Below are 23,729 nucleotides of genomic sequence, written 5' to 3'. Positions count from 1 at the left end.
TATTAAAGCGCTAATTCAAACTGCAGCATATCGCTGGTGTTAGAAGGCGTTTTGGTAAACCCCATTTTGCTTAGCACGTGCGCCGATGCTGGATTATCAACGCTTACGCCACCGTGTATTACGCGCCATTGTGTTTTTGCTTTGCCATAGTGAATGAGTGCTTTTAGTAGTTCACTGGCGTAACCTTTGCCCCAGTATTGCGCGTTAAATAAATAACCAATATGTGCATGGCCATTGTCTTCATAAATTATAAGTAAGCCAATCAGTGTTAACTCGGCATTGTGGTAGATGCCATAAACTTGGCTTGTGTGTGCTTGTTCATTTAACCAAGCCTTTGCATCAGCAGGTGTTGTAATCCCGTGAAAACTAGGTGGTAAGTAACGTGTTACCTCTGGACTTAATATTGCAATCAGCTGGTTAAGTTCAACATGGTTTAGCGTTTGCTTTAACGCCGACACCGTGAGTCGTTGGCTATTGAACAAGCACAGATCTTTCATATTACTCGCTTTTAGAATGACAAGGTTGGTTATTTAAAAACTGCGTGATGTGTGCGTTTATTGCCTGTTTTAACCACTTAGGACCACCGTCATACATATCGTTATGACGAGATTTTGCAATTTTAACAACACATACAGGTAGCTGCTGAGTTTCGCTTTCGCTATAAAGCACACCTTTATCGGCTGGGAAGTCGCTGCCACGAATTGACAGCACTTTAATATTTGGATTTCGAGGAAGCGGTACACGGCGATGATCGATAGTGATCACGCGCTCGATATAATCGACGTTTTCATTGGCAAGCCACGACGAAATATCGCCACCGTTTGAATGGCCGATTAACGTGAGTGCATTAAAGTTATAGTGTGTGTATTTGTTGGCATAGTGCGATTTTACAAAGCGCAGTGTTTGTGCGCCACGTTGCCAGTTTTCGCTGCGCGTTTGGTATAAGTCGCCGCTGACTGAGAGCGGTGGGTCATTGGGCAGTTCGTGCTCTACAGCTATAGTTAAAAACCCATTTTTATTGAGCAAAGTTTCAATAAATTGGTATTCAGTGTGTTTAATGCCATATCCCGCGCTAATTATGGCGACCGGACATTGATTTTTTTGCGTGCAACTTGCTGAATTTGTAGGCTTTGAGACTGTCACTGGAATATGACGGTCGCGTGATTTATCAAATACGCTCAAGTCACTATTTTTGGCATTAACCGCATAACTCGCAAGGCCTAACAACAGGCTTAACGCAAGAGAAAAACGCATGAATCTTCCTTTTTATAAATTATTGTTTTTAAACGTTTGATTGAGCGCCTTTTTAACATTTTAGCTATATGATTTATAGTGATTTCCGTGCGATTGCTTGGACCACAGCGGCCTCACCGGTATGAAATGTACCTTCAATAACAGTGCGCTTAAGGCTTTGTAGCAATGTGAAATCTAGCCCGGCTAATTCATTTTTAAGCTGTGTTGTTGTGATCATTGTACTGATATCGTTGCCGCCGCCTGTGCCTAAATGAATTTGCTCGGGTGTGTAGGCTTCAAGTAAAAATACCCCGTTTGGTTTTAAACTTTTAACCACATTGGCGTGAAGTAAACACCTATACGCTTGTGAAAACGGGGCAAAAATTGAGATGATGCTATCCCATTTATTTTCACCTAAATCAAAGTTGGTTAAATCAGCGTGAATAAACTCAATGTTTACCTTGTGCTTGTCAGCTAATCGCGCTGCTTTTTCTAACCCTTTGATTGACGCGTCGACGGCGCAGACCTCAAAGCCTTGCTGAGCAAGAAATACTGCATTGCGTCCTTCCCCTTCTGCAAGTGTGAGCACTTTGTTTGCCTTAAGTGATGAAACGTGTTGTTTTAAAAAGTCATTTGCTTGTGTGCCGTAAGCATATTCGCTGTTTGAAAATCGTGTGTCCCACATGCTGTCAAAGGTCATGATTTACGCCTGTGAATTTAAACAATAGAATAAGGGTATTACTTCAAGTCGACTTTAAGTCAAGTGCATGTGAGAAAAATTATGGATATTGCACAAGTTGCTAAACAATCGGGTTTAAAACCATCAACCTTACGTTATTACGAAGAAAAAGGGCTGATCCGCTCTGCAGGTCGCAATGGACTGCGCCGTTATTACGATAAACAGGTATTAGAAAAGTTAGCGCTAATTAACTTGGGGCGCTACGTTGGTTTATCGCTCGATGAAATTGCTGAAATGCTGCTGCCGAAAGGCGTTGAGGTGAATCGCTCGTTATTGCTTGAAAAAGCCGACGAGCTCGATAAACAAATTAAATCGATGACGGCGATACGAGATGGCTTGCGCCACGCTGCTGAGTGCAGCGCGCCACATCATTTAGCTTGCCCAACGTTTCAGCGTTTTTTAAATCTTGCGGGTAAACGCCTAAAAGCGAAACCGAACAAGCTGAAGTAATATCATTGCTGATTTTGCTTAAATTGTAATGGTACCTGTTAGGTATTGCACTGCATCGCCAGAGATTTTGACGCGGTTGCCTGTTACTTCACAATACAAAATGCCACTGCGTTTGGATGCTTGCAGCGCTACAATTTGCTGTTTATTCAATTTTTCAGCCCAGTAGGGCGCAAGTCCTGTGTGAATAGAGCCGGTTACCGGATCTTCATCACCGCCATTGGCGGGCCAAAAATAGCGTGATGCACAATCAAATTGCGTGCTTGGTGCACTCACGGTCACATCTAAAGGTGCAAGGGTTTTAAGTTTTTCAGCATCCGCGGTGATTGCATTGATAGTCGCTTCATTGTCATAAATAGCGAAATAGGCTTGGTCGTTTTTAAGCACTTCAACTGGCGTGTGTGATAAGCCTTCAAGCAAAGTTGCAGGAATGTCGCTGGTGGCAACAGGTACTGGTTTGCGATTTGGAAAGTCCATTTCAATGCGGCCGAGTGCGTTTTTCACTATGGTCATTTCACCGACGGCGCTTGCGAAAAATGTAAATTCTGACATTTCTGGATAGTTAGAAAATAGAACAAAGGCCGATGCAAGCGTGGCATGGCCGCAAAAATCAATTTCGGTAAGTGGCGAAAACCAGCGAATATGGTAAACATTAGCCTCATTTTTCACTAAATAAGCGGTTTCTGATAAGTTGTTTTCACTGGCAATATTTTGCATTTGGCTGTCACTTAGCCAATCATCAGTAATGATCACTGCCGCAGAGTTGCCTTTAAATCGCTCATTGGTGAATGCATCAATCACCTGCATTTCAAGTTTCATGATTGCCCCTTCTCGTAAACTTTTTGTGCGATTAGCTCGCTTGTGAGTGGTTGTCCTTGCCAAATAAATACCTTGCTTGCACCAGCACCTAACCCAAGTTCAAGTAAAATACGTTCTTCAATTTCACACAAACCACCGTCGTTCAGTGCTTTTTGGTGCATAACTAAGGTGAGCGTTTGCAGCAGCGATTTAGTTTGTACTTGGCTGATAGCTTCTTTGAGTTTGGCTTCGCAAGCTTGAAAATGTGCGATAGCTAATCGCGCATTAGAAAACGTACCTGTGATCACTTGCTGCTTGTTAGCGTCAAAGTTATCGATAGTTATGTGGTCTTTATTAATAGTGACGTAAAGAACGTGTTGGTTAAACATGGTATTTCCTATTGCGCGCGTTTTTTAGCGTAAATAAACAGATCTGTATCAGGCGTTGTTGCATCTGAATTCATCACTTTACGGTTAACCTTAATTATTTCAAATGCGTATTTTTCAAGCATGGCTGTAAGGTCGCTAAAGGTATGATAGTAAATGTACATTTGGTCGCCCTTGCTGGATGTTTGCAGGCCTGAACGCGCATTTTCACCTTCCATAGTGCTGATATGAAAAAGCCCTCCTGCTGTTAAACAGTTCGACACATTTTTAATAAGACTTTCAACTTCTTGGGTGTTTAAATAAGGTGTACAAAAACCGCTAAATACAGCGTCAAAGCAATGATTTAAATCACTTAAATTACGTGAATCCATTACCCTAAACTCGGCTGTTGGGTTATTCGCTTTGGCAAGTTCAATCATATTGGGTGCCAGATCAATGCCTGTGATCTGAAGATCATTTCGTTTATTTAATAGGTACCTAGTTACATTACCTGGACCGCAGCCAATTTCGAGCACACTGGCATTTTGGGTTTTTAATAGCTGGCAAAAGGTATCGTAGCTATCAAAATAATGGTCGAAGTCCATATATTTGTCTTGGTATTGCTTGGCTAAACGATTAAATGTATCGACTGAGAGGGCGTTATTATCCATGTTTTCCTCTAAAACCACGCAATAAAACCTGCGATATTTATCACAATAAGCGCCACTAAACTGACGACAAACAATGCGCTACGCATTAATTTTAAATTTAAGTAATAACAAAGTGTATACAGGGCGCGTGCAACAAAGTAGCTGAGCGCGGCTCCGTTAACCACATTGCTATTGGCATTCATGGCTATCGCAAACGCTATGCTTAAAATAAAAATGGCAATGCTTTCATTAATGTTTAGATGAGTGCGATTGGCACGAAATAATAAATTTTCGTGATTGTTTTCAACTGGAAATCCGGGAGGGTGCTTTTTTACAATTGCCAGTACATCGGCAATTAACAGCTGCACTATCATTAACATTGCGGTTAAGCCAAGGGCTAACAGGGTAAGGTGATATTGAGTTAGGTCGACCATGATATTGTTGCGTATAAAATTGGGTTAAATACGCCAGTTCCGTTTAAAGATTATTTTTGTGATGCCACTGTACTGCAAGAGCAAGATGTTGGGCAATAAAATCTGATTTTAATTCACAATATAACGCACTGTTATTGTTACAACTTATTGCTGCATCTTGTTTGATTTTAGCGTATTCAGTAGCGATATTTGGCATCGCAATAAGGTAGTCGCGAAAAACGCGATGCTTAAAGAGGTGCTCATCCCCTTTTACAAACGCATGAATATGATGACTGCGTTTATTCCCACCTTTTTGAAAGTAGCGCCGACCACTAATGCCATTTTCCCCTTTGGCTTTGTAGCTAATGTGTTGAAGGGCTGCGTTGCATGTGTCGAGTACATCGAGGGATTTTACTTCTAGCAAAATATCAATCACTGGCTTTGCCGCCAAATTAGGAACCGACGTACTGCCAATATGCTCAATTGCGATTAAGTTACCAACAAGTATCGGTGAAATTAACGCGGCTTCACGCTCGAAGTGTTCACGCCATAGTGGTGTGTAAGCCACGACCTCGATTTTTCGCATGCTACTTCCTTTATTGTTATTTGATTAAAACGCTGTCTTTTAATTAGGCATATCAACAACGATAAATAGACTTTTACATAAACGCAAAAGCCCAAAGTTATTAGCTTTGGGCTTATGTTCTAACAATGTGGTGACGACCAACCGAGCCGTGTTACATGGTTATTGTTTAAGGTTGCAATGTCATATGCAATATTGGAAAGGGCTTACCCATATCATCGATTGGCGAGCGGGTATTAACGTTAAATCCCCTGTGTTGATAAAAACCAACAGCTTGAGGGTTTTGTTCATTTACATCCACTTTTGTTGCCGCTAACTGATCAATGGCATAGTTCAACAATAATGTACCAATGCCTTTACCGCGTGCCGCATTAAGCACAAACAGCATTTCAATTTTGTGTTGATGAACGCCAATAAATCCTAATATTGCACCCAAATCATTTTTAACACATTTTAGCGTTACCACTGGAAACGCCTGCGTTAAAATAATGGGTTTAAAATACGCAATGTCCTGTTCTGTAATAAAGTCATGCGTTGCTCGGACTGAATTTTCCCAAACAGCTAGCAATTCTGCGTAGTCGTTAGGAAGCACATTTTCTACAATCATGGTATTTCTCTTTGTGACTGAAATTGATGTGCAGCCGCGAAAAATTAGTTTACCCCGTTAAACCGCATAAAGCGATGTATTTTGGTTTTGCTCATATTTAAGCGTTAGACCGTAAAGTTCAACACGCTCTGGTATAAACACTCTATTTATTAGTTAAATTTGTTCTTATGAAGAAATTTCAGCGTGTTAGCCTAGACTTATAGCGTGGTTAAATTTGAGGCGAAAAAAGTGCGCATTTTGTTACTTGTATTGCTGCTCCCCACGTATTGCCTAGCTGAAGTGATCAATTGGATTGTGGTTGATTACCCTCCTTACTATATTTTAAAAGGCGAATACATGGGTCAAGGAAGAGACGAGCAAGTAATTGATTTGGTTTCTAAAAACTTAGTGGGTTATAAATTTAAACGTCATGTTATGCCGGCAAGTCGGGCGGTGAAAGCGCTTGGCAGGAGTGATCAGGTATTTTGTATGGCGTCTTTGTATCGTAATCAAGAACGCGAGCAGTTTATTAGCTTTACTGAGCAATATTCTACGCTTGGGTTATCGCCTGCTATTGCCATGCGTAAATCATTGGTTGATAAATTAGAACTTGGCAACAGTACTGATGTGTCGTTGCGTTATTTAATTTTAAATCACGGTTTAACCGTGGGCACTACACTTAATCGGTCATACAGTAAAGAAATAGATGCAATACTAAAATCATCGCCTAGCGAACAGCTATCTACTCGCGCAGGCCGCGACTCGCTTGAAAGTTTAACCTATATGTTGTTAAAAGGGCGGGTGGATATTATTTTGGGCTATCCCAGCGAACACGCCTATTTAAGTAAATTGATGGACGCCAATAATGAGCTCACGCAACTAAGCGTACAAGAAGCTAAAGCGGTAGCAACCGGGTATATTGGTTGTAGCAAAAACCCGAAAGGCGACATTGCAATTAAAGCGATTGATGAAGCGCTTGCAAAGCTTAACCACAGTAAGCAGTTTACAGCTGTAATGCTGCGTTGGTTACCACAGCACATGACGCCAATATTAAAACCGTATTTAAAGGAATATTAGCGTTTGGTTAGGCGTTGTTAGTGGTATTAGGTGTAAATAGCGGTATTAGGTGTGTGGTGTTTTTTTAATTGTTAGCAATACATGTTTACGGTTTCAATGCTCAAGTACAATTTAAATTTTCAAACAAACGTCAGCAAGTAACGCGTTAATTATCCAAATACGCTTTCTTACGTGAAGTTTTTTCTCGTGTTCATAACTTTGCTTTGGGGTTTAGTTGAGCGGAAAAGACTTTTAGCAACAGTCTGCAAAGTTGGCAATGCGCGAAAAGCGGTCATAAAAAATTATTTTTCAGCACTGATTTTATGCTCAGTTGCTATGCGTTTCTCCTATATTCAGGAAAACGACCCAATGGGTCGATATTAAATTGTTAGCTTTCACGGAGGAAGTAATGAGCAATCTTGAAAGACTGAAAGATTTACTAGCAAAATTTGGTGAAGAAGTACATTTGTCCAAGCAGTCTATTCCAGTAATTAATACAACTTGCATCGATGAAATAGTTCCGTCATCTCCTGGTGTCTACTGGATAGAAACAACAATGCCTGCTGCTGAAATGCGAGATGCCATATCCGAAGTCACTGGCAAAAATAAAAGGATTAGAAAGAATCCACCTAAAGGCACTACATTAATTGAACAGGTTGACTCTCAATCATATGTCGTATACTCAGGTACTGAGGAAGATATTAATAAACGACTAAAGCAGCACTTATTCAATATGGGGCACGTTGACACTGTAAAGCTAGGATGTGTTATCAATGAGTCGCCATTCAGTGATTATGAATGGAAGGTCGGTTTTAAAAGTATAGATAGCTACGAATTGCGGTATGCTGTAGAAGCATGGTGGCGTTTAAATAAAGGGTGGCCAAAGTTTTGCCTGAGGTAAAAGCTAACAAGCCACTCAAGCAGGACAAATAAAGTTTGGCTTTTGCTCCTACGTCGCTAATTTTAGCCAAACATTTATTTGCCTCTTAATGGGGCGTTATACCTAATTACACAACAACTTCCCTAAAGGAGGGAATCTATGAAGATGTTAAAAACCACCACCCCGCTAAGCGCGATACTATTAGCCTCGATGTTGTTTGTAGTTTCGGGGTGCGCAGTAAAATTGATAGCGTCATACGACGAAACGACTGACAAAAATGTCACAGCTCTTCAAAGGAAATTCGAAACATTTCTAACTGATCTGGAAGCAAAAGACGGACTTCCAGAGTGTAGCTATGATAAAAATTCGAAATTCTACAGTGAGTCGAAAGTTGATTTGAGTGCTATAAAAGTTCGAGCTGAGGCAATTCCAAAAAATGACATCACCGTGCAGCAAGTGTCTTTGCTTGATAGCAGTTTAGATAGCTTAGAGTCTTTACATAAACTTAAGGATAAGAAGTCAAAATCTAGTGGCGAGCTTAAATGTATCAGTGCTAATGAAATTACCCCACTTAGAAATGCATTTAATTCAAGCTTTACTGCAATACTAAAGCTTGAACTTGAAAAGAAACGTGGCGAAGACTAATTAAATTGGAGAAATAATATGAGTATTAATGCAGAAGAATTAGCAGGAAACATGTTGTCCGCAATGCAAGGTGTTTTATCTGAGAAGTGGCCAAGTATCAAAGAATATGGTAAATCTGAGGCCCAAAAGCTAGCACAATCATTTGTAATGATTGAAGCCCTAAAAGCATCAGGGCAAATCGATGATGAGGAAGCGGCATTGCATTTCTCGATACAGAAAAACGCTAGTAGAACCGTTTTCCTAGCAATTGAGGGGCTTGGGGTTTTAGCGGTAGAACAAGCTATAAATGCAGCGCTAAATGTCGTTAAAGACACCGTAAACACAGCAGTAGGCTTTACCTTAATATAGGTATAACAAAGCCAGTCAGCGGGACGCAGCAAAGCTGCGCCTCTGCTGGCGGCGTTAGGTACTAAATCTAGTTAGGAGGTCATATGTCAATTAGCGATATACTAAAATCGAGTGAAACGCTCTCGAACTCTATAGTTAAGTTGTATAGGATTGGTGGTTTTGCTCTTGCTTTTGGTTTTACTGGTATCTTCCTTATTGTTTTTAGCAGTTTCACCAAAACGTTACCTGAGCTTACGTTTGGTCTTGGTACTATACTGACACTTGTTTGCTTATTCTTCTTTTTATACGTAAATGTTACGAAGACTCGGAATGCGGCTCAGACCTTAGCTGATAATAAAGAAGCAATCGAGGCTGTACAGAATATGTCCATGCAACTGAGTGAGATTACAGCAGACGCTCAGGCATTGGGTTTTAAGTATCTCGATAAGATAGATATAGCCTTGGATAAGGTAAGGCAGATTCCATTTGTCGGCGATAAGCTAAATATGCTAGGTATTAACCAAGAAGAATCAGCTTCAAAAGCTCTGGTGGAATACAAGATAGAGCTTGAAAACTTAATCACTGAAACAAAAACTGCTCTTGTTTCTGGTGATGTACAAACCCTCAACAGATACTCAGAGCAGTTGCACCTTGTTTCTAACAAATTAAAAAATGAGCTCAAGCGATAAGTACCTAATAAGTTACTCAAAAGGACGCAAAACGCTTGGCTTGTGCTCCTTCGTCGCTAATTTTAGCCAAGCATTTTTGCGCCCATTAGTAAGGCGTTGTGCCCATGAAATATTTTTTACATTGTTTAGTGTTTTTATTTTCCGTCAGCTCTATTGGCTCTGAGTCGATAGAGATCAAGGGGGATGTTTCAATCCAAACGATTGAATTGATAAAGTCAAAATTTGATGATGGAGCTCCAATAATTGAATCGGGGCATATATCGAAAATATTGCCTAAAAACCTAGGCGACGCCATATATAAAATTGCTAATGATGATGGCTATTTTGAAGTTCGGTTTAAGGAGCATAGGAATCAATCAGGATATGATACAGTAACTGCGAAATTTATATGTGACTCGTTACCGTGCGAAGTTATTTTTTATAACCACATTAAGACGGTGTATTAGGGCACATAACAAGCTGTTTAGCGAGGCGTTAGGCAAGGAGTGCATCTAATGAACAAGTTATTAGCTCTAGTGGCATTTGTCTGCTTGAGTGGCTGTGGCATGTCCGATGAAGAAAAGATTCAAGACTTTAAGTCTCGGTGCTTACAGTATTCATCTGAATTTATTATTGATAACTCAGCTGTTGGAGAAGTAAATCTTGGTGAACACTCATTTGGCATTCGGGCTAACATAGCCAGCCAAAAAGTAATTTCTGGTGGGCATGACTCTAATATGCCTATTGGTTCTGCAGATCTTCCAGTGTTAGATCAGATATACGGACCTTCATACGTATTGCAACGGCTACTATTGGAGCCAACCAATATTAGTGAAGTGCGGTACAAATATAATAGAAAAAATGGAAAGCTAGAAACTCAAAGTTGCTATGAAAATACTCGGATCTCAGTAAAAACTTTAGAACAAGCTGGTCAAACGTTTCTAGGGAACTGTGATATTACTCGAGTTCATGATGACGATTACCTAGCACGATACAACATACTTTACGCATATGGTGAAGTTGATGAATATGACATCAGGCCATTTATGTTTTGGGTAAATGACCGAGCTTCAGGTCAAGTATTAGCAGAGCAGATTTCTTTTCAGTTGTTACTTGGTGGTCTATCTGGTGAAAACAAAGTGCTGAAAGCATGGGGGGCGCTCAAAGTGTAAGAAGTTGTAATCTGTCACCTCCAGATCAGCTTGTTAAGCGGATTTTTCGCAAAAATGTCTAACACGATTAGCTGTTAAAGGCGTTAGCACACTTCACCCTACAGCTAACTAAATGATATGGAATATTTAAATGAAATCTGTCTGTAAAACAATTTTTTTAGGACTTTCTTTAGTGGCAGTGATGTCTTGTTCTGATAGTGATCAACAAGCCGATCCTGATTTTGTTCCTAAGAATATTAAAAAGACGTTTTCGCAATCTAATAGCCCAGTGGTGTTTATTGATGAGGCTCATAATAATTTTCTGACAATAAATGGTCGATACAAGCCTTTTGCGCAAGTTCTGTCTAGTGATGGTTATACGGTCAAATCTAGTAGTGAAAAGTTCACTTTAGCGTACTTGCAACAAGCGAATATATTGGTGGTAGCCAATGCGCTAGATAAAAATAGACGCGACTGGACTCCCCCGTTCACAGATGCATTTAACAGTAGTGAAGTTGAAGCCGTTAAACAGTGGGTAATACAGGGAGGCTCTCTTTTTTTAGTTGCCGATCACACCCCTTTTCCAAAAGTGATAGAGAACCTATCATCTGCTTTTGGCTTTGAATTTAGTAATGGTCATGTTCGTGATGCGTTGTTTCGTATCGATGATAAATCCCTTGCGGAACATTCGATTACCCGAGGTGACTCTCAATCAAAGCGAATCACTCAAGTTAAGTCGTTTGGTGGTTCTGCTTTTCAAATACCAGCGAAAGCACAACCTCTTTTAACTTTGGGTAAAAGGGCAACGTCTGTTGTGCCAAAGATTCCTTTTCAAATAAATGCGAAAACTCTTAGGGTATCAATGAATGGTTGGCATCAAGGCGCTGTTTTGGAAGTAGGAGAAGGGCGGGTTGCGGTGTTTTCTGAGGGCATGATGTTCTCGTCACAATTTGTAGCTTCAACAGGAAAAAAATACGGTTTAGTATCTAGTGGCGCGGAACAAAACGAACAATTTTTACTAAATGTTATGCACTGGCTGTCACAGTAAATGTAACCGATGCTTGTGCTCTGTATGCTAATATGCCGTTTAAAAGGATAAACTGCAGGCTGTAGCCTTTGCGACAAACCAGCTTTAATTCTTTTCGGCAAGCTAACTAACAATCATTTTCTAGCTGTGTATTTACTTCATACAATAAAAATTTGAGTAACCATTACACCCCCGTGGAGCGGTGTTTAATTCGGCTGAGCGCGACAGGGGTAATGCCAAGGTATTTTGCGATGTCGTTTTGTGTAAGCTTGTTTACAAGTTCGGGGTCTTTTTCTTTAAAGCGCGTATAGCGCTCCTCCGCTGGCAGCATTAAAAACTCAAATTCGCGCTGCTCTTTTTTCATTGAGTGATTTAACAGCATGGCAATGACGTTTTGCGCTAGCGTATGAGATTGCGCGATACAATGTTGTAGGACGTTAAAATTAAAACGGATTAATTCGCTTGGCGCGAGTGCAATTAAGTTAAATGTACAATGTGTGTTTGCCGCAACCGCACTAATACTACCAATCACGTTATTACATTGAATAAATGACTTTATGGTTTCTTTGCCATCATCACTTAAGTAATAGGCTTTAAGCAGGCCGCTTTTTACAAAATAAAGGCAATTGCTTGAGTCGCCTTGGTAGAACACATGTTGCCCTTTTTCGAGCGACTGCGCTACGCCATGTTTTGCTATAAACTCTTCTAAATTCATCCTTTTTACTTCCCATATCCTTTTGCTTATTAGCGCGTAACGGTCAACACGTTTTAGCTATTCTACAAACTAATTGCCTTTTTTGATCAGTTTTTTGTGATTTTTAACCTAGGTTAATGCCGCTGATTGCCTGTTTGCATAGTGTTAATGCCAATTTCAAATGGCATAAAAGGGAAACTATGAAGCTTATCAATAAAACCATAGTGGTGACGGGCGGCACGTCGGGAATTGGCTATCAATTGGTTAAACAACTGGCTGCGCACAACACCGTATTGGTGATAGCGCGAAACAGTGAGCGGCTAAAACCATTAGCGCTCGAATTTAAAACGCTGATGGCCTACGAGTGTGATTTAGCGCAGCCTGAAAGTTATGTGTCGGTGGTGAATAACATTACGCAGCGCCATGGTGCAATTGATGTGTTGATCAATAACGCGGCAATTCAAAACACAGCCTGTTTTACCGACCCAATGTTTAACTATGGCATGTTACGCACTGAAGTGGATGTTAATTTTACCGCGGTGTGTGCGTTTAGTTATTTGTTTTTAGCCGCATTACAGAAAAGCACTTCGCCTGCTTATATCGTTAACATTAACTCGGGATTGGCACTTGCTCCAAAAACAAACTCTGCGGTGTATTGTGCCAGTAAAGCGGCGGTAAACACCTTTTCAAAAAGCCTAGGCTACCAATTAGTCAACACCAATGTTGAGGTGTTGCAGGCATTTTTACCATTAGTGGATACGCCTATGACCAAAGGGCGGGGGAGCGGCAAAATAACTGCACAACACGCTGCACGCGAGATTATTCACGGTATAGAAACCAAGCAATTAGAAAACAATATCGGCAAAGTTAAGTTATTGCGTGGATTATTGCGGTGTTTTCCCTCAATGGCTTACAACATGATGAAAGGATACTGATATGTTAAAACAGTTTATAAAACGAAAAGCGATAGTCGCAAGCGTAACATCGGCATTAACGTTTGCGCCTGTGGCACAGGCAAATAAAAGCGAGCTAACCGTACACGTGACAAACATTGATACATCTCGCCCTGGCGACATTGTATTGATGATTTTTAATGAATTTGGTTTTCCCAAACAGCATGATAAAGCAATTTACACATTAGCAACGCCTGCCGATAAAACGCAATTGCGCTTTCACCTTGAGCTTGAGTTACCAGTGTTTGCGGTGAAAGTGCTGCACGATGAAATTGGCGACCGTAAAGTCACCAAGAATTGGACTGGCATTATTCCTTCAGAGGGACTTGGCTTTTCAAACGGTGCCACGTTAAGTTGGCGGGGAGCGCCTACGTTTAAAAACGCTGCGATTGTGCGTGATAGCCAAACGTTATCACTGACAATTCCGGTTATTTATCCGTAGGAGGAAATATGGCTTCTTTAGTTAAGGTTATGCTGACATTAGCGATATTTTTTTCCTCGACTTTCGTTGTTTTAAAATCAACCGGCTTGGTAACCGTCTCAAAAGTAGAAGCGTGGTTTGAAATGGCCAAATCGGTTGATGCAATTTATGTTTGTGTTGTTATTGTATTACTGCTGTTTGCAGACTTATTTATTGCTATTCCAACGTTAACCGTGATGTTGCTAGCAGGGTTTTTTCTTGGTCCATTAGTTGGGTCAATAAGCGCTGTAATAGGCTTGAGCCTTGCGGGAGGTTGTGGTTATGGCTTAAGTAGGTGTTACGGTCACTTTCTTTTGAACTTTTTAGTAAACGATCAGCAAAAACGAGCTGATACAGTTAATATGTTTCAGCAACATGGCGCAGTAGTGGTTTTACTTTCAAGAGCGACGCCAATTTTGCCCGAAGTTTCAGCGTGTATGGCGGGTATGACCAAAATGCCTTTTATGAAGTTTTGCATTTTGTGGTTGGTGAGTACGGTACCTTATGCTGTTATTGCCTGCTATGCCGGTTCGATTAGTTCGGTTGAAAATCCCAAACCTGCAATTTTTACCGCAATTGGTTTAACCGCGTTATTTTGGAGTGGTTGGTTTGTGTTTAGCAAAGTAACGAAAGCGAGACGCCAGCTATTAACCTAAAGAGTGTTAACCGGGTTGAGGCTAAACTGCATGTTTGTGCATTTCGCTGTTGTAATCTACTACGCAGTTTCGGCCTTGCTCTTTGGCTTTATATAGTGCGCTATCAGCTTGGTGAAATAGCGTTTCAATAGAAAAATTATCAAACTCATCACAACAGCTAACGCCAATTGATGCGGTTAAAAATTGCGAAATCAAAGACGTTTTATGTTCAATGGCAAGTCCCTCTATTGCTTCACGTATGGCGTATGCCATGTTGCGCGCATCACTTTGGCACGTGTTGAGCAGTACAACCACAAACTCTTCGCCGCCATAGCGAGCAATTACATCATTTTGACGGCGAGTATGGTGTTTTAAGGTTTTAGCCACGTGTTTTAACGCCAAGTCACCTTGCTGGTGGCCGTAGCTATCGTTGAATTTTTTAAAGTAATCAACATCTAGCATGATGACACTAATTGGCATAGCCGATGGTGTTAATTGTTCTAACACTTGCATCATGGCGCGGCGGTTAGCAATACCAGTGAGCGGATCGGTATCACTTAATCGTTTTAATTGGCGGTTGTTATGTTTTAGTGCATGTTGTTGTACATGTACTTTATTAAATAACACATCAATAAGCAGCGCTAAACGGCCTATTTCATCGGTGCGTTCTAAGTTTGTTGTGAGTTGAAAATTACCGCGATCCATTACTTCCCTGACGGTGGCTTTGAGCTTATTGAGCGGTTCAATAATCATAACGGTAAGAATAAAATAGATAATAAGCAGTATGACCAATGACATTAATAGCGCCATAACCATCGACATTTCAAATGGACTGTCGTCAAACATTCGCTTGGGCGTGGGATAACTCAGGATCAACGCTGGCTTATTGAATATGTCATTAAATTTCACATGAATATTCGAAAGTTGGGTGCGAATATGGTTTTGTGCATCCAGCTGATTAAAATCGATAACAGGCGTTGTGGCAGAGAAAGTGTCAGCTTGTGCAGCAGTGACTGTAGTTTGGGTTATTTCGCTAAGTTGGTGTGCAATTTTGCCATCAAAATAACTCCATACTAACATTGTGCCGGCTAAGTCACCCACGCCAGATGATGGTAAAACACTCCCGCTTACGAACAAAATAAGTCTGTCATTAAGGGTAATTATCCCTTGTTTAAACAATGTTTGTTGCCCGTTGTTTATCATTTCTTGCTTGCTGATCAGCAAGTTTTTTTTAAGGCTTGGCGGCAGCGATTTAAAAGGGGAACTTGATAGTGGATTGTTGTTTTGATCTATCGCTAATTCGTCAATAAGCGTTTGATTTTGGTCAAAAAAACTCATACCATTTATTTTTAGTGAAACAAACGATTTAGGTATAAAGAAGTTAGTTTCCAAATAGTCTAAATCACGCGTCAGGATCACGTTGTACAGCTCATCCCACACGGCGTTATCGTACACCAGCATTTCAAGTTCGTTGTACACTCTAAGCAGTGCAGAATTGAGTTTGTAAATATCCTTTTTATCTTTTTCTACTTCAAGTGCGACTAGTTGTGGAATGGTCCAATACTGGCGTATCACCAAGTGCACGCTTGAAAATGCAAGTAGCATAATCACGAATACAAGTAGTAACTTAATGCGCAAACTTCGCGCGATAAAATTAAACATATACAAGCCTGTAGCAAAAAATGTGAGAGTAGCGCGTTGTGGCTTAACACACTTATTTATGAGTATAGGAAAGTATTTAACTTTGCGCCGAGCAAGCGAGTGTAAATCGTCAATTTCAAGCGTTACTAAGGAACGTGTTTTAACGGCTGTTTACTCTGATTTCTTGCGTTACATTTTTGCCACAGACTCGCAAAAGCTGAGGATTATTGCTTCACGGAAAGTGCTTTGAATGTAGCTAAAATTTGTTGAACGCAGTATCAAGCAGTTTTATCAGTTATAGACTTAACTGCTGTCATTATTTTTTATCCACGCTTGGGGTTTTGCGTTAAAATTGCGAGCTTAAACGCGACTCGGTAAACAACGTTTGTTGATTGAGCGAGTTATCACTACAACGCTGTAGATCAGCAAAATGCCATGTTATTTCTTGGGCTGTATTTTGTATGCCTGCTAATACAAATGTAATGGACTTTAATGACTGTTTGTCGTTGTTTGATAAATGGCACACATTGCCCGAAATTTGCTTTTGTAGTTGGGTTAAGGTGTTTGTCGCAATTACATCATCGAATACGGCGTGTTTGCTTTGCTGGTATTGATTATTTGCTTTCGCTTTATTGATGGTAAGTTCACTTAACTGTTGTTGTATTGATTCGATTTGCGCTTGATTACTGTTTGATTTTTTTAACGCCGATAACTTTCGTTCTAACTGATAAATATGGTGTGACAACGCTCTTGCCTGTTGTTGCGACTCTTTAAAGTTTTGTTGTTTTTGCTGATTAGCTTGGCTTAAACGGCGTTTATTTATGTTTTCGTTTACTTCTATCGCCGAAAAATTAATAAATAGTGTTGCGCCCGTGTAAGGGTTGTAATGGGGCTTTACACTTGCTACTGGTTGCATTAAATCAGTATGCGCAGTGGTTTGATTAGCACTTAGTTTTGCACTAAGCGTTTCCAATAATAATTTTTGGTTCTGTGCTTTTGCAACAGTAAACGAGCTATAAACAACACATAATATGACAAGTAAAATTTTGATTTTCATACACACTCCAAATTGAAAATCACATCCTTGTGATGATGTAAACTTAGTTGCCTGCGAGCGCCACAAGCCAGTTTTGCCACTGCTGTTCATAGTTTGCTGCGGTACTTGCCAAAATTGTCTGGTAGTCAGCCCAATTCCCATCGCGCGCGGCCAGGCGAATATTGCGTACTTGGTCCATATGGTTTTCAAACATAAAACGCGCGCCTAAATAGCCCCAGCGGTAAATTTCGTCACTGCTATTTGAATAATTAGTATTGAAAACTTGGCTGAGAGTGCGGTCTTGAAAGTTGCCTTGAACTAACGCAATTGCGTCATCGTTTGCGTCTTTTAGCGAGATATATTCGGCTAATCCTTCACTCCACCAAACAGTGTTTTCAGGGTAGTCAGCAAAGTTACCTTTTAGATCAAATCGACCATCAAGGTAATGCACATATTCATGTTCTAGATTCCAGATTGAAAACTCAGGTCTTAACCAATCGGCTTCATGGGCATAAAAGGTTGCTTGATTATTAGCGTCTTCGGCATTGCCTTCAATGTACATACCGCCATTATTGGTATTGATGCCAAATAAGCGAAAGCCATAACGGTCGTATTGACGGTAGTTATCAAAAATCACCATTAATAAGTCTTCGTTTAAATCACCGTCAACGGGTTGATAGCCGGTTTCTAAACGTTGGTGAAAATATTCTTCCTCTGCGCCAACTAGCGCACAGCTATCAATAAACTGCTGTTGCGTCATGTCTTGTGCTTGAAACTTTAGGCTGGCACTACAGGTAAATTTATGCGGCAGTATTGAGTCGGCAGTGGGTTTGCCTTTGGCGTATGCAAAGTTTGCAACAATAAGTGCTGAAATTGCGAGGGTAATAGGCTTTATTGCTTTCATTATTAGCTTCCTGTTGTTGTGTTATGTAAAAATAATGTAAAGCATATATTATATAATGTATACAATCTATCGGTTCTAAGCAGATTTATTTTAGTTATATACCCCGAAATGCTTTGTGGTGTGCAGCTGTGTTTTATTATTAAACTGTTGAATTTATATTGTTTTTATTTTCGTGTTGAAAGTGGTGTGTTTAGTTTGTTTTTTGCAATAAAGCGGTGGTGGTTTTAGATTTTCCCATCGGAGAATAACTGCGCTCTTAAAATATGTGCCACTTGAGGGCGAAAACAGGTTGGCACTTAATGACGTTTTGCATTAAGTGCCAATTATAAAGATGTGCTATACCGTGAATTCGCGAGAGTTCTCATTAAGACGTTCGCTAGTTTGTTCAAGCATTTCAACCACCGCCATAAACTCATTCATTCGGTCAACGGCCTCTTTTGATATATCACTTAACCCATTGATATTGGCGTTTATGTCTTCGGTTACCGTCAGTTGTTCTTGTGATGCGGTTGCGACGCCTTGGGTCAGATCTTTGATTTTTCTGACCGCTTCAAAAATACTGTCGAGCACTTCTGATGACACCATTACCTGTTGTTCAGTGGTATTTACTTGCTGCTGGCTTTGTTGAATTGCACTGTTGGCATTACCGGCTTTAACTTGAAGCTGATTAATTATATCGCGGATTTCTTCGGTAGATTGTTGTGTTCGCTGTGCCAAGGTACGTACCTCATCTGCAACCACGGCAAAGCCTCTGCCTTGCTCGCCAGCTCTGGCAGCCTCAATTGCAGCATTAAGCGCAAGTAAGTTGGTTTGTTCGGCAATCGCTTGAATTACACTGACTACGTTCGCAACCTGATCACTTTGTTCTGTTAGTTCTGAAATAATGTTAGCGGTTTGCTCAAAGCGTGATGACAAATCACCAAATTGTTGGCTGGTTTGTGACATCACTTCCATTCCGCGCTGCGCTTCTAGCTCTACCTGATTGGCATAATCTGCGGTGCTAACGGTGTTAGATGTCACCTCGTTTAAGGTTGCGGTCATTTCTTCTGCGGCTGTAGCGATGGTTTCTAAGCGTGAATTTTGCTCTTCGCTAATCGCTTTATTATTGCGAATAAACTCGGCCACTTCCTGTGATGACTGAGACATTTGATTGCCCGCACTACCAATATTCGTGACTGTTTTTTGAAAGCTTTTGAGCATGCGGTTAACCACGTTTGCAACTGCGCGTACTTCAGTTGCGCCTGTTTCGTCTAATGATTTGCTCAAATCGTTAGCGCGACCAATTTCATCAAACGTTTTACCCAATAATTCAATGGGTTTTACAATTCTACGGCGCACCAAGTAAACACCAAATAAGCTAAAACACACGGTAATAATTAAAATAACAATCACCCAATATAAATAAGATTCAACGCGTTTATTGGCCGTTTCTACGTTGTTTTGAGTGCGTGTTTCAAGGGCTGTGAAAAATGATTCCACGGGTTTCATAATATCCGCTTTAAAGCGGTGATAGTCTTCACTGTGCGTGAGTTGAATGGCTTTTGCTAAATCGGGTGAACCGTTAACGGTATAGTTGCCAGACGCGTCTTTAAATTTACCTTTTACGGCATTCATCGCTTCGACTTCTAATGCTACTAAGCCATCGGAATTTTTTTGTGCTTGCGTTAAGTAGTCGAGCTCTTTTTGCGTAAAGCCAGTGGCTTTCATTTCGTCGAGCAATACTGAGCGCTTGCCATCTGGTTTGGGTTTACTGCCGTAATTGAGCACTAAATCCCAATAGATCTTATGATAGCCTTCTGGCCTTGGCTTTTCGCCATTGCGAATTGCTAGCACATCCATATACATTTTTTCGTACTTATCGTTACCCGTAACGGCATAGGTACGCCCTAAGCGGGTGAGGTCGTCCGAGCTTTGTCGTAATTCGTCGGCAAGTTGATACGCTTTGTAACGGTTATCAGCCATCTCTTCTACGTCAATTAACGCGTTATACATGTTAATTACAAGCAGCGTCACCACTAAAACAAATACAATAATGCCACTAAAAATGGTTGTCATTAAAATGCGAATGGAGTTTAGCTTCATCGTCATTACCTTTGTTGAAGTAACCACAATAAAGACTAGTGCAGGACTAAATATTCAGCTAGCTATAAATGTACAACTAGCGCCGTTAACCTCCAATTTTTGGCTGATGACGCACAGCCAACAAAAAAACAGCTTATTTCAATAGATCGCGTAGCAACACCGCTTTATTTGATGTTGTAAACATGGCTTTGTTTTTGGGTAATTGTTTAAGTTTCTCAGCAACTTGTTTTTGTTCATCTAAGGTTAGCTCACCGTACATTCGCGGGTAAGGCCAGCCATAGCCCCAGCGAAATGTGGTAGGTAAAAATGGGGTGCCACCCACGCGTACGCCTGCCAACATTAAATTTGCTATTTGTTTTTCACCCACTTCGGCAACGCATATTTTAAGTGCCATATCGGCATCTTTGCGTTGCTGGTAACTGCCGCCTTGCCAGTACGCTAAATCGTGCGCAACACAGCAGTTGAGCCAAAGACTGTTTTGTTCAAACGTGCCATCGGGAAAGGCGCTGCAACCATCACTGGTAAAGGGTTTTAGTTCGTTTGCTGCAACGGCGGTTTGGGTAAAAAACAATAAACCAATACTTGCTAAGAGTGTGTATCTCATTGAATGTTTAAATACGCGAGGATGATGCTGTGCGTTAGCATATCAGAATGTTGCAATAAGAGAACCACATTAAACATTGTTGAATGTTTGAATTTTGAAAAAAAGCGGGTTGCTCGCGAGCCTTATTATTCCCTTACCATGATCAGCTTACTTTAAACACTTAGTAACATTAATGACATATAGATTTGATGACAACTCATTAACAAGCGTGTTATAAATTAGCAGCACAACAAGGAGTTATACACATTGAACGTGAACGATGAAAAAGAACAAACCGCTACGGTAATTTGTTTTTTAATTGGTGGTTTAGTTTTAGCCACCGGAATTTATGATTTTTTCCATTACGACCTACATATTCGAGATCTGATAAACATAGTTGCTGTTTTTCTTATTCTTGTCGGCCTTGGTTTAGCACCAAAAACCTTTTTTACGCCGATTGGCAAACTGTTTTCAACGTCTTATAAATTACCCACATTAGTGAATTCAAAAATACAGCAAAGCCTTATTATTAGTGGCGTGTTGCTAAGTCTGGTATGCATTATTTGGGGATATTGATGCTAAGTGAGTTAACTTAGCGGGCAATTAGGGTAGCAGCACAGTAAGAAATAACAAGGTTACTAAGATTGTATTAATGGCGAAATAACCTGCAACCTAGGTTGTTGCTAGTAAGTCCAATAGAATGAGGCAAATATGAATGTATTTTTGTTAATTGCAGGCGGGTTAAGTGCTTGCGCCGCCTTGTTGCATTTGGCGTGCATTTATTTTGGTGCGCCGTGGTATCGTATGTTGGGCGCAGGTGAACAAATGGCACGGCTTGCAGAGCAAGGCAGTCATCAACCTGCGCTTATTACGAGTGTTATTTTTGTGGTGCTTGCAATCTGGTCTGTCTATGCGTTTTCTGCGGCAGGACTATTGATAAAGTTACCTTTGCTGCGCTTGGCGCTGATTTTAATTACGTTTATATATTTGGCGCGCGGCATTGCGGGCTTTTTCTTTATTTCATCCCCTATCGGACGAAGCCCCGAATTTTGGCTTTGGAGTTCATTGATTTGCTTAGTATTTGGTCTAGTGCATTTGATTGGCATTAAACAAACATGGGCAACTTTATAATGATTTTACAGATTTTCACTAAACCGTTTGAGTTAGGTTTAGCGCATTGCATATTGAGTAACTATTTTGGAACTAATTAATTATTTAAACGAATACTTTTATACCAAACAACAACTACTTGAGCTAAGCAAAATACCTGAAAGTGTGTTTGAACAGTGGCAGTCTAACGGGCTTATGCCAAAGTGTTCATATAAGTTGGCGATGAATGTTGAAAGCGACTCATTTTTTGGCATACATGCCGAGGCACACACAGTGGAATATTATGCCAAAGGCTATACCGCTTGGCTTGGTAATTTGCAGTCTATAAGTGATGAGCACTCAGCTTATGAGTTGTTCTCTAGACGTTATCAAAACGCGATAGCCGAACTTAAAGCACAAGGGTTTGCGTCGCAAAATAGCAAAGTAAATGATGGTTTATCGCAACATATTGAAAGCGAGTGGCAGCATTTTCAAAACGGCATTTATGGTTTGTGTACGCAGTCTGGTTTGCCAGAGGACATTGCTGCAAAAGAGTTTGCCATCGTGATTATTAATGAACTTACCGAGCAAGAAAATTTAACTAACGCTCAACTGACACAACTTGAACAAGCGGTTAATTTGCTTGATGGTGCCAGTGCTCTGTTTGCGCCACATGAGCGAAACAACAGTTCTCGTCATCGTTTAGTGGATGAAGTAAGACGTAAATACCAACTTTAATTACAGGACTGCATAATGAAGCTTTATGGTCGTACTACCTCGTTTAATGTGCAAAAAGTGCTGTGGCTTTTAACTGAACTTAATCTCGACTTTCAGCATATTGAGCTAGGCGGTCGTTTTGGTGGTTTAGATAATTGCGAGTTTAAACAGCTCAACCCAATGGGCAAAGTACCTGTATTGGTTGATAACGGGCGAGCTGTTTGGGAGTCGCATACCATATTGAGGTATTTAGCCGCACAATACGGTAGCCCAACGTGGTATCCGGCATGCGCGTTTGAACGTTCGTTGTATGAACGTTGGCTCGATTGGTCACAAACTATTTTCCAACCTGCGTTTATGGGTACATTTTGGGGGTATTATCGTATGCCAGCTAATAAACGCAATATGGCGGAAGTTAATCGCCACTTAGATACCTGTATTAACTGCCTAGAAACGATTAATTCCCAGTTAGTACATTCAAAATATTTGGCTGGCAATAACCTATCGCTTGCCGATATTGTTGTTGGCGCAGTGATTTATCGATTAACATCACAAGGTTTAGAGATACCCTTGCCAGAACATGTAAGTAATTGGTATCAAAAGCTTAAATCTCGTCCCGGTTATAAAACTTGGGTGATGAGTGATTTTACCGAACTAAAAGCCCGAGAAGACTTCTAACCCTATGATTTATCGATAGCAATCACATTAAAAGGAAGGTTTTGTGTATCAGTTATATTATTATCCGCTTAACGCCAGTATGGCACCACATCTTATACTTGAAGCGCTGGGTGTAGAGTATGAGTTGATTAAAGTCGACAGAAAAAATAATCAACAAAAATCAATAGAGTATTTGGCATTAAACCCTGCGGGGCGAATTCCTACCTTAATTGATAACGGCACTGCTATTTTTGAAAGCCCTGCCATTTGCATTCACTTAGCTGAAAATCACCCAGATGCGAATTTGATCCCGCCATTAGGTGATATTAATCGCCCGGTATTTTTCCAGTGGATGATGTATTTAACCAATACGATTCAAGCCGAACTTATGGTGTACTTTTACCCTGAAAAACACACCCTAGATGCACAAAATGCAACTCAGATTGTTGAGGCGCAAGAAGCACGTATTACCGATATGCTCGCGCTGCTTGATAATGAACTAAAACATAAAAATTATTTGGTTGGGCAAAGCGTTACGGCCTGTGATTTTTTCTTATTTATGTTGTGCGTGTGGGCTGATGAATTTAAAAAGCCACCGCTTACGTTTACTAATCTAGCGCGCTTTTTAAAAAACCTCGCACAGCACAGTGCGATAAAAACTGTGTGTGAAAAAGAAGGGCTAAGCCTTCTCGATTATCAATCGTAGCGAG

Annotated in this window: 31 protein-coding genes; 16 read left to right on the top strand and 15 right to left on the bottom strand. The window is 40.5% G+C overall.

Annotated elements, in window-relative coordinates; translation table 11 throughout:
- Positions 1 to 2: 2 nt before the first annotated feature.
- The 3 genes from AC2IOM_RS18550 to AC2IOM_RS18540 all read right to left on the bottom strand — a co-directional run bounded on the left by AC2IOM_RS18550 (position 3) and on the right by AC2IOM_RS18540 (position 1,933).
- On the bottom strand, positions 3 to 497 hold the full coding sequence (locus tag AC2IOM_RS18550; protein WP_486359698.1) for a GNAT family N-acetyltransferase: 495 nt from the start codon (positions 495 to 497) through the stop codon (positions 3 to 5).
- Position 498: 1 nt separating this feature from the next.
- Positions 499 to 1,254: an alpha/beta hydrolase gene (locus tag AC2IOM_RS18545; RefSeq protein WP_486359697.1), complete on the bottom strand. Its 756-nt coding sequence runs from the start codon at positions 1,252 to 1,254 to the stop codon at positions 499 to 501.
- A 73-nt stretch (positions 1,255 to 1,327) separates the two neighbouring features.
- Positions 1,328 to 1,933, bottom strand: coding sequence for a class I SAM-dependent methyltransferase (locus tag AC2IOM_RS18540; protein WP_486359696.1), 606 nt, complete (start codon positions 1,931 to 1,933; stop codon positions 1,328 to 1,330).
- Between the two features lie 81 nt (positions 1,934 to 2,014).
- On the opposite strand from AC2IOM_RS18540, the gene AC2IOM_RS18535 reads away from it, so the two are divergent.
- Positions 2,015 to 2,422 carry a helix-turn-helix domain-containing protein gene (locus tag AC2IOM_RS18535; RefSeq protein WP_010558517.1) on the top strand — a complete coding sequence of 136 codons (408 nt, stop codon included), beginning with the start codon at positions 2,015 to 2,017 and terminating at the stop codon, positions 2,420 to 2,422.
- A gap of 18 nt (positions 2,423 to 2,440) precedes the next feature.
- Here AC2IOM_RS18535 and AC2IOM_RS18530 read toward each other — a convergent pair whose 3' ends face one another.
- The 6 genes from AC2IOM_RS18530 to AC2IOM_RS18505 form a co-directional block, all read right to left on the bottom strand.
- Entirely contained in the window at positions 2,441 to 3,238 is a 798-nt protein-coding gene (locus tag AC2IOM_RS18530) for a PhzF family phenazine biosynthesis protein (protein ID WP_486359695.1), read from the bottom strand.
- Positions 3,235 to 3,606: a hypothetical protein gene (locus AC2IOM_RS18525; protein ID WP_486359694.1), complete on the bottom strand. Its 372-nt coding sequence runs from the start codon at positions 3,604 to 3,606 to the stop codon at positions 3,235 to 3,237. Before AC2IOM_RS18525 ends, AC2IOM_RS18530 begins: the two co-directional genes overlap by 4 nt.
- An 8-nt stretch (positions 3,607 to 3,614) precedes the next feature.
- Positions 3,615 to 4,253, bottom strand: coding sequence for a class I SAM-dependent methyltransferase (locus tag AC2IOM_RS18520; RefSeq protein WP_486359693.1), 639 nt, complete (start codon positions 4,251 to 4,253; stop codon positions 3,615 to 3,617).
- An 8-nt stretch (positions 4,254 to 4,261) separates the two neighbouring features.
- Complete coding sequence (locus AC2IOM_RS18515; protein ID WP_486359692.1) at positions 4,262 to 4,666, bottom strand: MAPEG family protein; 405 nt, start codon at positions 4,664 to 4,666, stop codon at positions 4,262 to 4,264.
- A 43-nt stretch (positions 4,667 to 4,709) separates the two neighbouring features.
- Entirely contained in the window at positions 4,710 to 5,231 is a 522-nt protein-coding gene (locus AC2IOM_RS18510) for a GrpB family protein (RefSeq protein WP_486359691.1), read from the bottom strand.
- A gap of 166 nt (positions 5,232 to 5,397) precedes the next feature.
- Positions 5,398 to 5,835, bottom strand: a complete 438-nt coding sequence (locus AC2IOM_RS18505) for a GNAT family N-acetyltransferase (protein WP_486359690.1) — start codon at positions 5,833 to 5,835, stop codon at positions 5,398 to 5,400.
- A 228-nt stretch (positions 5,836 to 6,063) separates the two neighbouring features.
- On the opposite strand from AC2IOM_RS18505, the gene AC2IOM_RS18500 reads away from it, so the two are divergent.
- From AC2IOM_RS18500 to AC2IOM_RS18470, 7 genes are all read left to right on the top strand, one after another.
- Entirely contained in the window at positions 6,064 to 6,891 is an 828-nt protein-coding gene (locus tag AC2IOM_RS18500; RefSeq protein WP_486359689.1) for a TIGR02285 family protein, read from the top strand.
- Between the two features lie 388 nt (positions 6,892 to 7,279).
- Positions 7,280 to 7,771, top strand: coding sequence for a hypothetical protein (locus AC2IOM_RS18495; RefSeq protein ID WP_486359688.1), 492 nt, complete (start codon positions 7,280 to 7,282; stop codon positions 7,769 to 7,771).
- A gap of 138 nt (positions 7,772 to 7,909) precedes the next feature.
- Complete coding sequence (locus AC2IOM_RS18490; RefSeq protein WP_010558526.1) at positions 7,910 to 8,395, top strand: hypothetical protein; 486 nt, start codon at positions 7,910 to 7,912, stop codon at positions 8,393 to 8,395.
- A gap of 18 nt (positions 8,396 to 8,413) precedes the next feature.
- Entirely contained in the window at positions 8,414 to 8,743 is a 330-nt protein-coding gene (locus tag AC2IOM_RS18485; protein WP_486359687.1) for a hypothetical protein, read from the top strand.
- 83 nt (positions 8,744 to 8,826) lie between these two features.
- Complete coding sequence (locus AC2IOM_RS18480; protein WP_486359686.1) at positions 8,827 to 9,411, top strand: hypothetical protein; 585 nt, start codon at positions 8,827 to 8,829, stop codon at positions 9,409 to 9,411.
- Between the two features lie 494 nt (positions 9,412 to 9,905).
- Positions 9,906 to 10,562, top strand: coding sequence for a hypothetical protein (locus tag AC2IOM_RS18475; protein ID WP_486359685.1), 657 nt, complete (start codon positions 9,906 to 9,908; stop codon positions 10,560 to 10,562).
- 130 nt (positions 10,563 to 10,692) lie between these two features.
- Positions 10,693 to 11,589: a DUF4350 domain-containing protein gene (locus tag AC2IOM_RS18470; RefSeq protein ID WP_486359684.1), complete on the top strand. Its 897-nt coding sequence runs from the start codon at positions 10,693 to 10,695 to the stop codon at positions 11,587 to 11,589.
- Between the two features lie 163 nt (positions 11,590 to 11,752).
- Here the strand turns inward: AC2IOM_RS18470 and AC2IOM_RS18465 are convergent, their stop codons facing one another.
- A complete protein-coding gene (locus AC2IOM_RS18465; protein WP_486359683.1) occupies positions 11,753 to 12,283 on the bottom strand; it encodes a Crp/Fnr family transcriptional regulator in 531 nt (176 codons plus the stop codon).
- Between the two features lie 179 nt (positions 12,284 to 12,462).
- Here AC2IOM_RS18465 and AC2IOM_RS18460 point away from each other — a divergent pair, with 179 nt between their 5' ends.
- Genes AC2IOM_RS18460 through AC2IOM_RS18450 form a run of 3 tightly spaced genes read left to right on the top strand, consistent with a single transcriptional unit; the run spans position 12,463 to position 14,331 of the window.
- On the top strand, positions 12,463 to 13,197 hold the full coding sequence (locus AC2IOM_RS18460) for an SDR family oxidoreductase (protein WP_486359682.1): 735 nt from the start codon (positions 12,463 to 12,465) through the stop codon (positions 13,195 to 13,197).
- A gap of 1 nt (position 13,198) precedes the next feature.
- Complete coding sequence (locus AC2IOM_RS18455) at positions 13,199 to 13,657, top strand: DUF2141 domain-containing protein (RefSeq protein ID WP_486359681.1); 459 nt, start codon at positions 13,199 to 13,201, stop codon at positions 13,655 to 13,657.
- 8 nt (positions 13,658 to 13,665) lie between these two features.
- Positions 13,666 to 14,331: a TVP38/TMEM64 family protein gene (locus tag AC2IOM_RS18450; protein ID WP_486359680.1), complete on the top strand. Its 666-nt coding sequence runs from the start codon at positions 13,666 to 13,668 to the stop codon at positions 14,329 to 14,331.
- Positions 14,332 to 14,352: 21 nt separating this feature from the next.
- On the opposite strand, the gene AC2IOM_RS18445 is transcribed toward AC2IOM_RS18450, so the two are convergent.
- The 5 genes from AC2IOM_RS18445 to AC2IOM_RS18425 all read right to left on the bottom strand — a co-directional run bounded on the left by AC2IOM_RS18445 (position 14,353) and on the right by AC2IOM_RS18425 (position 20,577).
- Entirely contained in the window at positions 14,353 to 15,972 is a 1,620-nt protein-coding gene (locus AC2IOM_RS18445; RefSeq protein ID WP_486359679.1) for a sensor domain-containing diguanylate cyclase, read from the bottom strand.
- A gap of 325 nt (positions 15,973 to 16,297) precedes the next feature.
- Positions 16,298 to 17,008, bottom strand: coding sequence for a hypothetical protein (locus AC2IOM_RS18440; RefSeq protein WP_486359678.1), 711 nt, complete (start codon positions 17,006 to 17,008; stop codon positions 16,298 to 16,300).
- Between the two features lie 43 nt (positions 17,009 to 17,051).
- Positions 17,052 to 17,891 carry a collagenase gene (locus AC2IOM_RS18435; protein WP_486359677.1) on the bottom strand — a complete coding sequence of 280 codons (840 nt, stop codon included), beginning with the start codon at positions 17,889 to 17,891 and terminating at the stop codon, positions 17,052 to 17,054.
- Between the two features lie 336 nt (positions 17,892 to 18,227).
- Positions 18,228 to 19,973: a methyl-accepting chemotaxis protein gene (locus AC2IOM_RS18430; protein ID WP_138632294.1), complete on the bottom strand. Its 1,746-nt coding sequence runs from the start codon at positions 19,971 to 19,973 to the stop codon at positions 18,228 to 18,230.
- 133 nt (positions 19,974 to 20,106) lie between these two features.
- The gene (locus AC2IOM_RS18425; protein WP_486359676.1) at positions 20,107 to 20,577 is read right to left on the bottom strand and encodes a hypothetical protein; all 471 of its coding nucleotides are present in this window, start codon (positions 20,575 to 20,577) and stop codon (positions 20,107 to 20,109) included.
- A gap of 252 nt (positions 20,578 to 20,829) precedes the next feature.
- Between AC2IOM_RS18425 and AC2IOM_RS18420 the strand changes: the two genes are divergently transcribed.
- From AC2IOM_RS18420 to AC2IOM_RS18400, 5 genes are all read left to right on the top strand, one after another.
- The gene (locus AC2IOM_RS18420) at positions 20,830 to 21,132 is read left to right on the top strand and encodes a hypothetical protein (protein ID WP_234004797.1); all 303 of its coding nucleotides are present in this window, start codon (positions 20,830 to 20,832) and stop codon (positions 21,130 to 21,132) included.
- Between the two features lie 135 nt (positions 21,133 to 21,267).
- A complete protein-coding gene (locus AC2IOM_RS18415; protein ID WP_486359675.1) occupies positions 21,268 to 21,687 on the top strand; it encodes a hypothetical protein in 420 nt (139 codons plus the stop codon).
- Between the two features lie 66 nt (positions 21,688 to 21,753).
- Positions 21,754 to 22,383, top strand: coding sequence for a DUF6058 family natural product biosynthesis protein (locus tag AC2IOM_RS18410; RefSeq protein WP_486359674.1), 630 nt, complete (start codon positions 21,754 to 21,756; stop codon positions 22,381 to 22,383).
- 15 nt (positions 22,384 to 22,398) lie between these two features.
- Complete coding sequence (locus tag AC2IOM_RS18405) at positions 22,399 to 23,040, top strand: glutathione S-transferase family protein (RefSeq protein ID WP_486359673.1); 642 nt, start codon at positions 22,399 to 22,401, stop codon at positions 23,038 to 23,040.
- A 43-nt stretch (positions 23,041 to 23,083) separates the two neighbouring features.
- Positions 23,084 to 23,725 carry a glutathione S-transferase family protein gene (locus AC2IOM_RS18400; RefSeq protein ID WP_486359672.1) on the top strand — a complete coding sequence of 214 codons (642 nt, stop codon included), beginning with the start codon at positions 23,084 to 23,086 and terminating at the stop codon, positions 23,723 to 23,725.
- Positions 23,726 to 23,729 lie beyond the last annotated feature (4 nt).

This window comes from Pseudoalteromonas sp. NS-SX12, assembly GCF_057367955.1.
The sequence above is the reverse complement of the archived record's forward strand: the minus strand, read 5'-3'. Positions and strand labels throughout refer to the sequence as shown.

Coding starts and splice junctions, on each gene's coding strand:
- AC2IOM_RS18545 (WP_486359697.1), bottom strand. CDS start 1,254: ATGCGTTTTTCTCTTGCGTTAAGCCTGTTGTTAGGCCTTGCGAGTTAT.
- AC2IOM_RS18510 (WP_486359691.1), bottom strand. CDS start 5,231: ATGCGAAAAATCGAGGTCGTGGCTTACACACCACTATGGCGTGAACAC.
- AC2IOM_RS18505 (WP_486359690.1), bottom strand. CDS start 5,835: ATGATTGTAGAAAATGTGCTTCCTAACGACTACGCAGAATTGCTAGCT.
- AC2IOM_RS18480 (WP_486359686.1), top strand. CDS start 8,827: ATGTCAATTAGCGATATACTAAAATCGAGTGAAACGCTCTCGAACTCT.
- AC2IOM_RS18465 (WP_486359683.1), bottom strand. CDS start 12,283: ATGAATTTAGAAGAGTTTATAGCAAAACATGGCGTAGCGCAGTCGCTC.
- AC2IOM_RS18450 (WP_486359680.1), top strand. CDS start 13,666: ATGGCTTCTTTAGTTAAGGTTATGCTGACATTAGCGATATTTTTTTCC.
- AC2IOM_RS18430 (WP_138632294.1), bottom strand. CDS start 19,973: ATGAAGCTAAACTCCATTCGCATTTTAATGACAACCATTTTTAGTGGC.
- AC2IOM_RS18515 (WP_486359692.1), bottom strand. CDS start 4,666: ATGGTCGACCTAACTCAATATCACCTTACCCTGTTAGCCCTTGGCTTA.
- AC2IOM_RS18520 (WP_486359693.1), bottom strand. CDS start 4,253: ATGGATAATAACGCCCTCTCAGTCGATACATTTAATCGTTTAGCCAAG.
- AC2IOM_RS18405 (WP_486359673.1), top strand. CDS start 22,399: ATGAAGCTTTATGGTCGTACTACCTCGTTTAATGTGCAAAAAGTGCTG.
- AC2IOM_RS18455 (WP_486359681.1), top strand. CDS start 13,199: ATGTTAAAACAGTTTATAAAACGAAAAGCGATAGTCGCAAGCGTAACA.
- AC2IOM_RS18470 (WP_486359684.1), top strand. CDS start 10,693: ATGAAATCTGTCTGTAAAACAATTTTTTTAGGACTTTCTTTAGTGGCA.
- AC2IOM_RS18425 (WP_486359676.1), bottom strand. CDS start 20,577: ATGAGATACACACTCTTAGCAAGTATTGGTTTATTGTTTTTTACCCAA.
- AC2IOM_RS18475 (WP_486359685.1), top strand. CDS start 9,906: ATGAACAAGTTATTAGCTCTAGTGGCATTTGTCTGCTTGAGTGGCTGT.
- AC2IOM_RS18530 (WP_486359695.1), bottom strand. CDS start 3,238: ATGAAACTTGAAATGCAGGTGATTGATGCATTCACCAATGAGCGATTT.
- AC2IOM_RS18445 (WP_486359679.1), bottom strand. CDS start 15,972: ATGTTTAATTTTATCGCGCGAAGTTTGCGCATTAAGTTACTACTTGTA.
- AC2IOM_RS18495 (WP_486359688.1), top strand. CDS start 7,280: ATGAGCAATCTTGAAAGACTGAAAGATTTACTAGCAAAATTTGGTGAA.
- AC2IOM_RS18535 (WP_010558517.1), top strand. CDS start 2,015: ATGGATATTGCACAAGTTGCTAAACAATCGGGTTTAAAACCATCAACC.
- AC2IOM_RS18525 (WP_486359694.1), bottom strand. CDS start 3,606: ATGTTTAACCAACACGTTCTTTACGTCACTATTAATAAAGACCACATA.
- AC2IOM_RS18540 (WP_486359696.1), bottom strand. CDS start 1,933: ATGACCTTTGACAGCATGTGGGACACACGATTTTCAAACAGCGAATAT.
- AC2IOM_RS18490 (WP_010558526.1), top strand. CDS start 7,910: ATGAAGATGTTAAAAACCACCACCCCGCTAAGCGCGATACTATTAGCC.
- AC2IOM_RS18460 (WP_486359682.1), top strand. CDS start 12,463: ATGAAGCTTATCAATAAAACCATAGTGGTGACGGGCGGCACGTCGGGA.
- AC2IOM_RS18485 (WP_486359687.1), top strand. CDS start 8,414: ATGAGTATTAATGCAGAAGAATTAGCAGGAAACATGTTGTCCGCAATG.
- AC2IOM_RS18440 (WP_486359678.1), bottom strand. CDS start 17,008: ATGAAAATCAAAATTTTACTTGTCATATTATGTGTTGTTTATAGCTCG.
- AC2IOM_RS18435 (WP_486359677.1), bottom strand. CDS start 17,891: ATGAAAGCAATAAAGCCTATTACCCTCGCAATTTCAGCACTTATTGTT.
- AC2IOM_RS18415 (WP_486359675.1), top strand. CDS start 21,268: ATGAATGTATTTTTGTTAATTGCAGGCGGGTTAAGTGCTTGCGCCGCC.
- AC2IOM_RS18550 (WP_486359698.1), bottom strand. CDS start 497: ATGAAAGATCTGTGCTTGTTCAATAGCCAACGACTCACGGTGTCGGCG.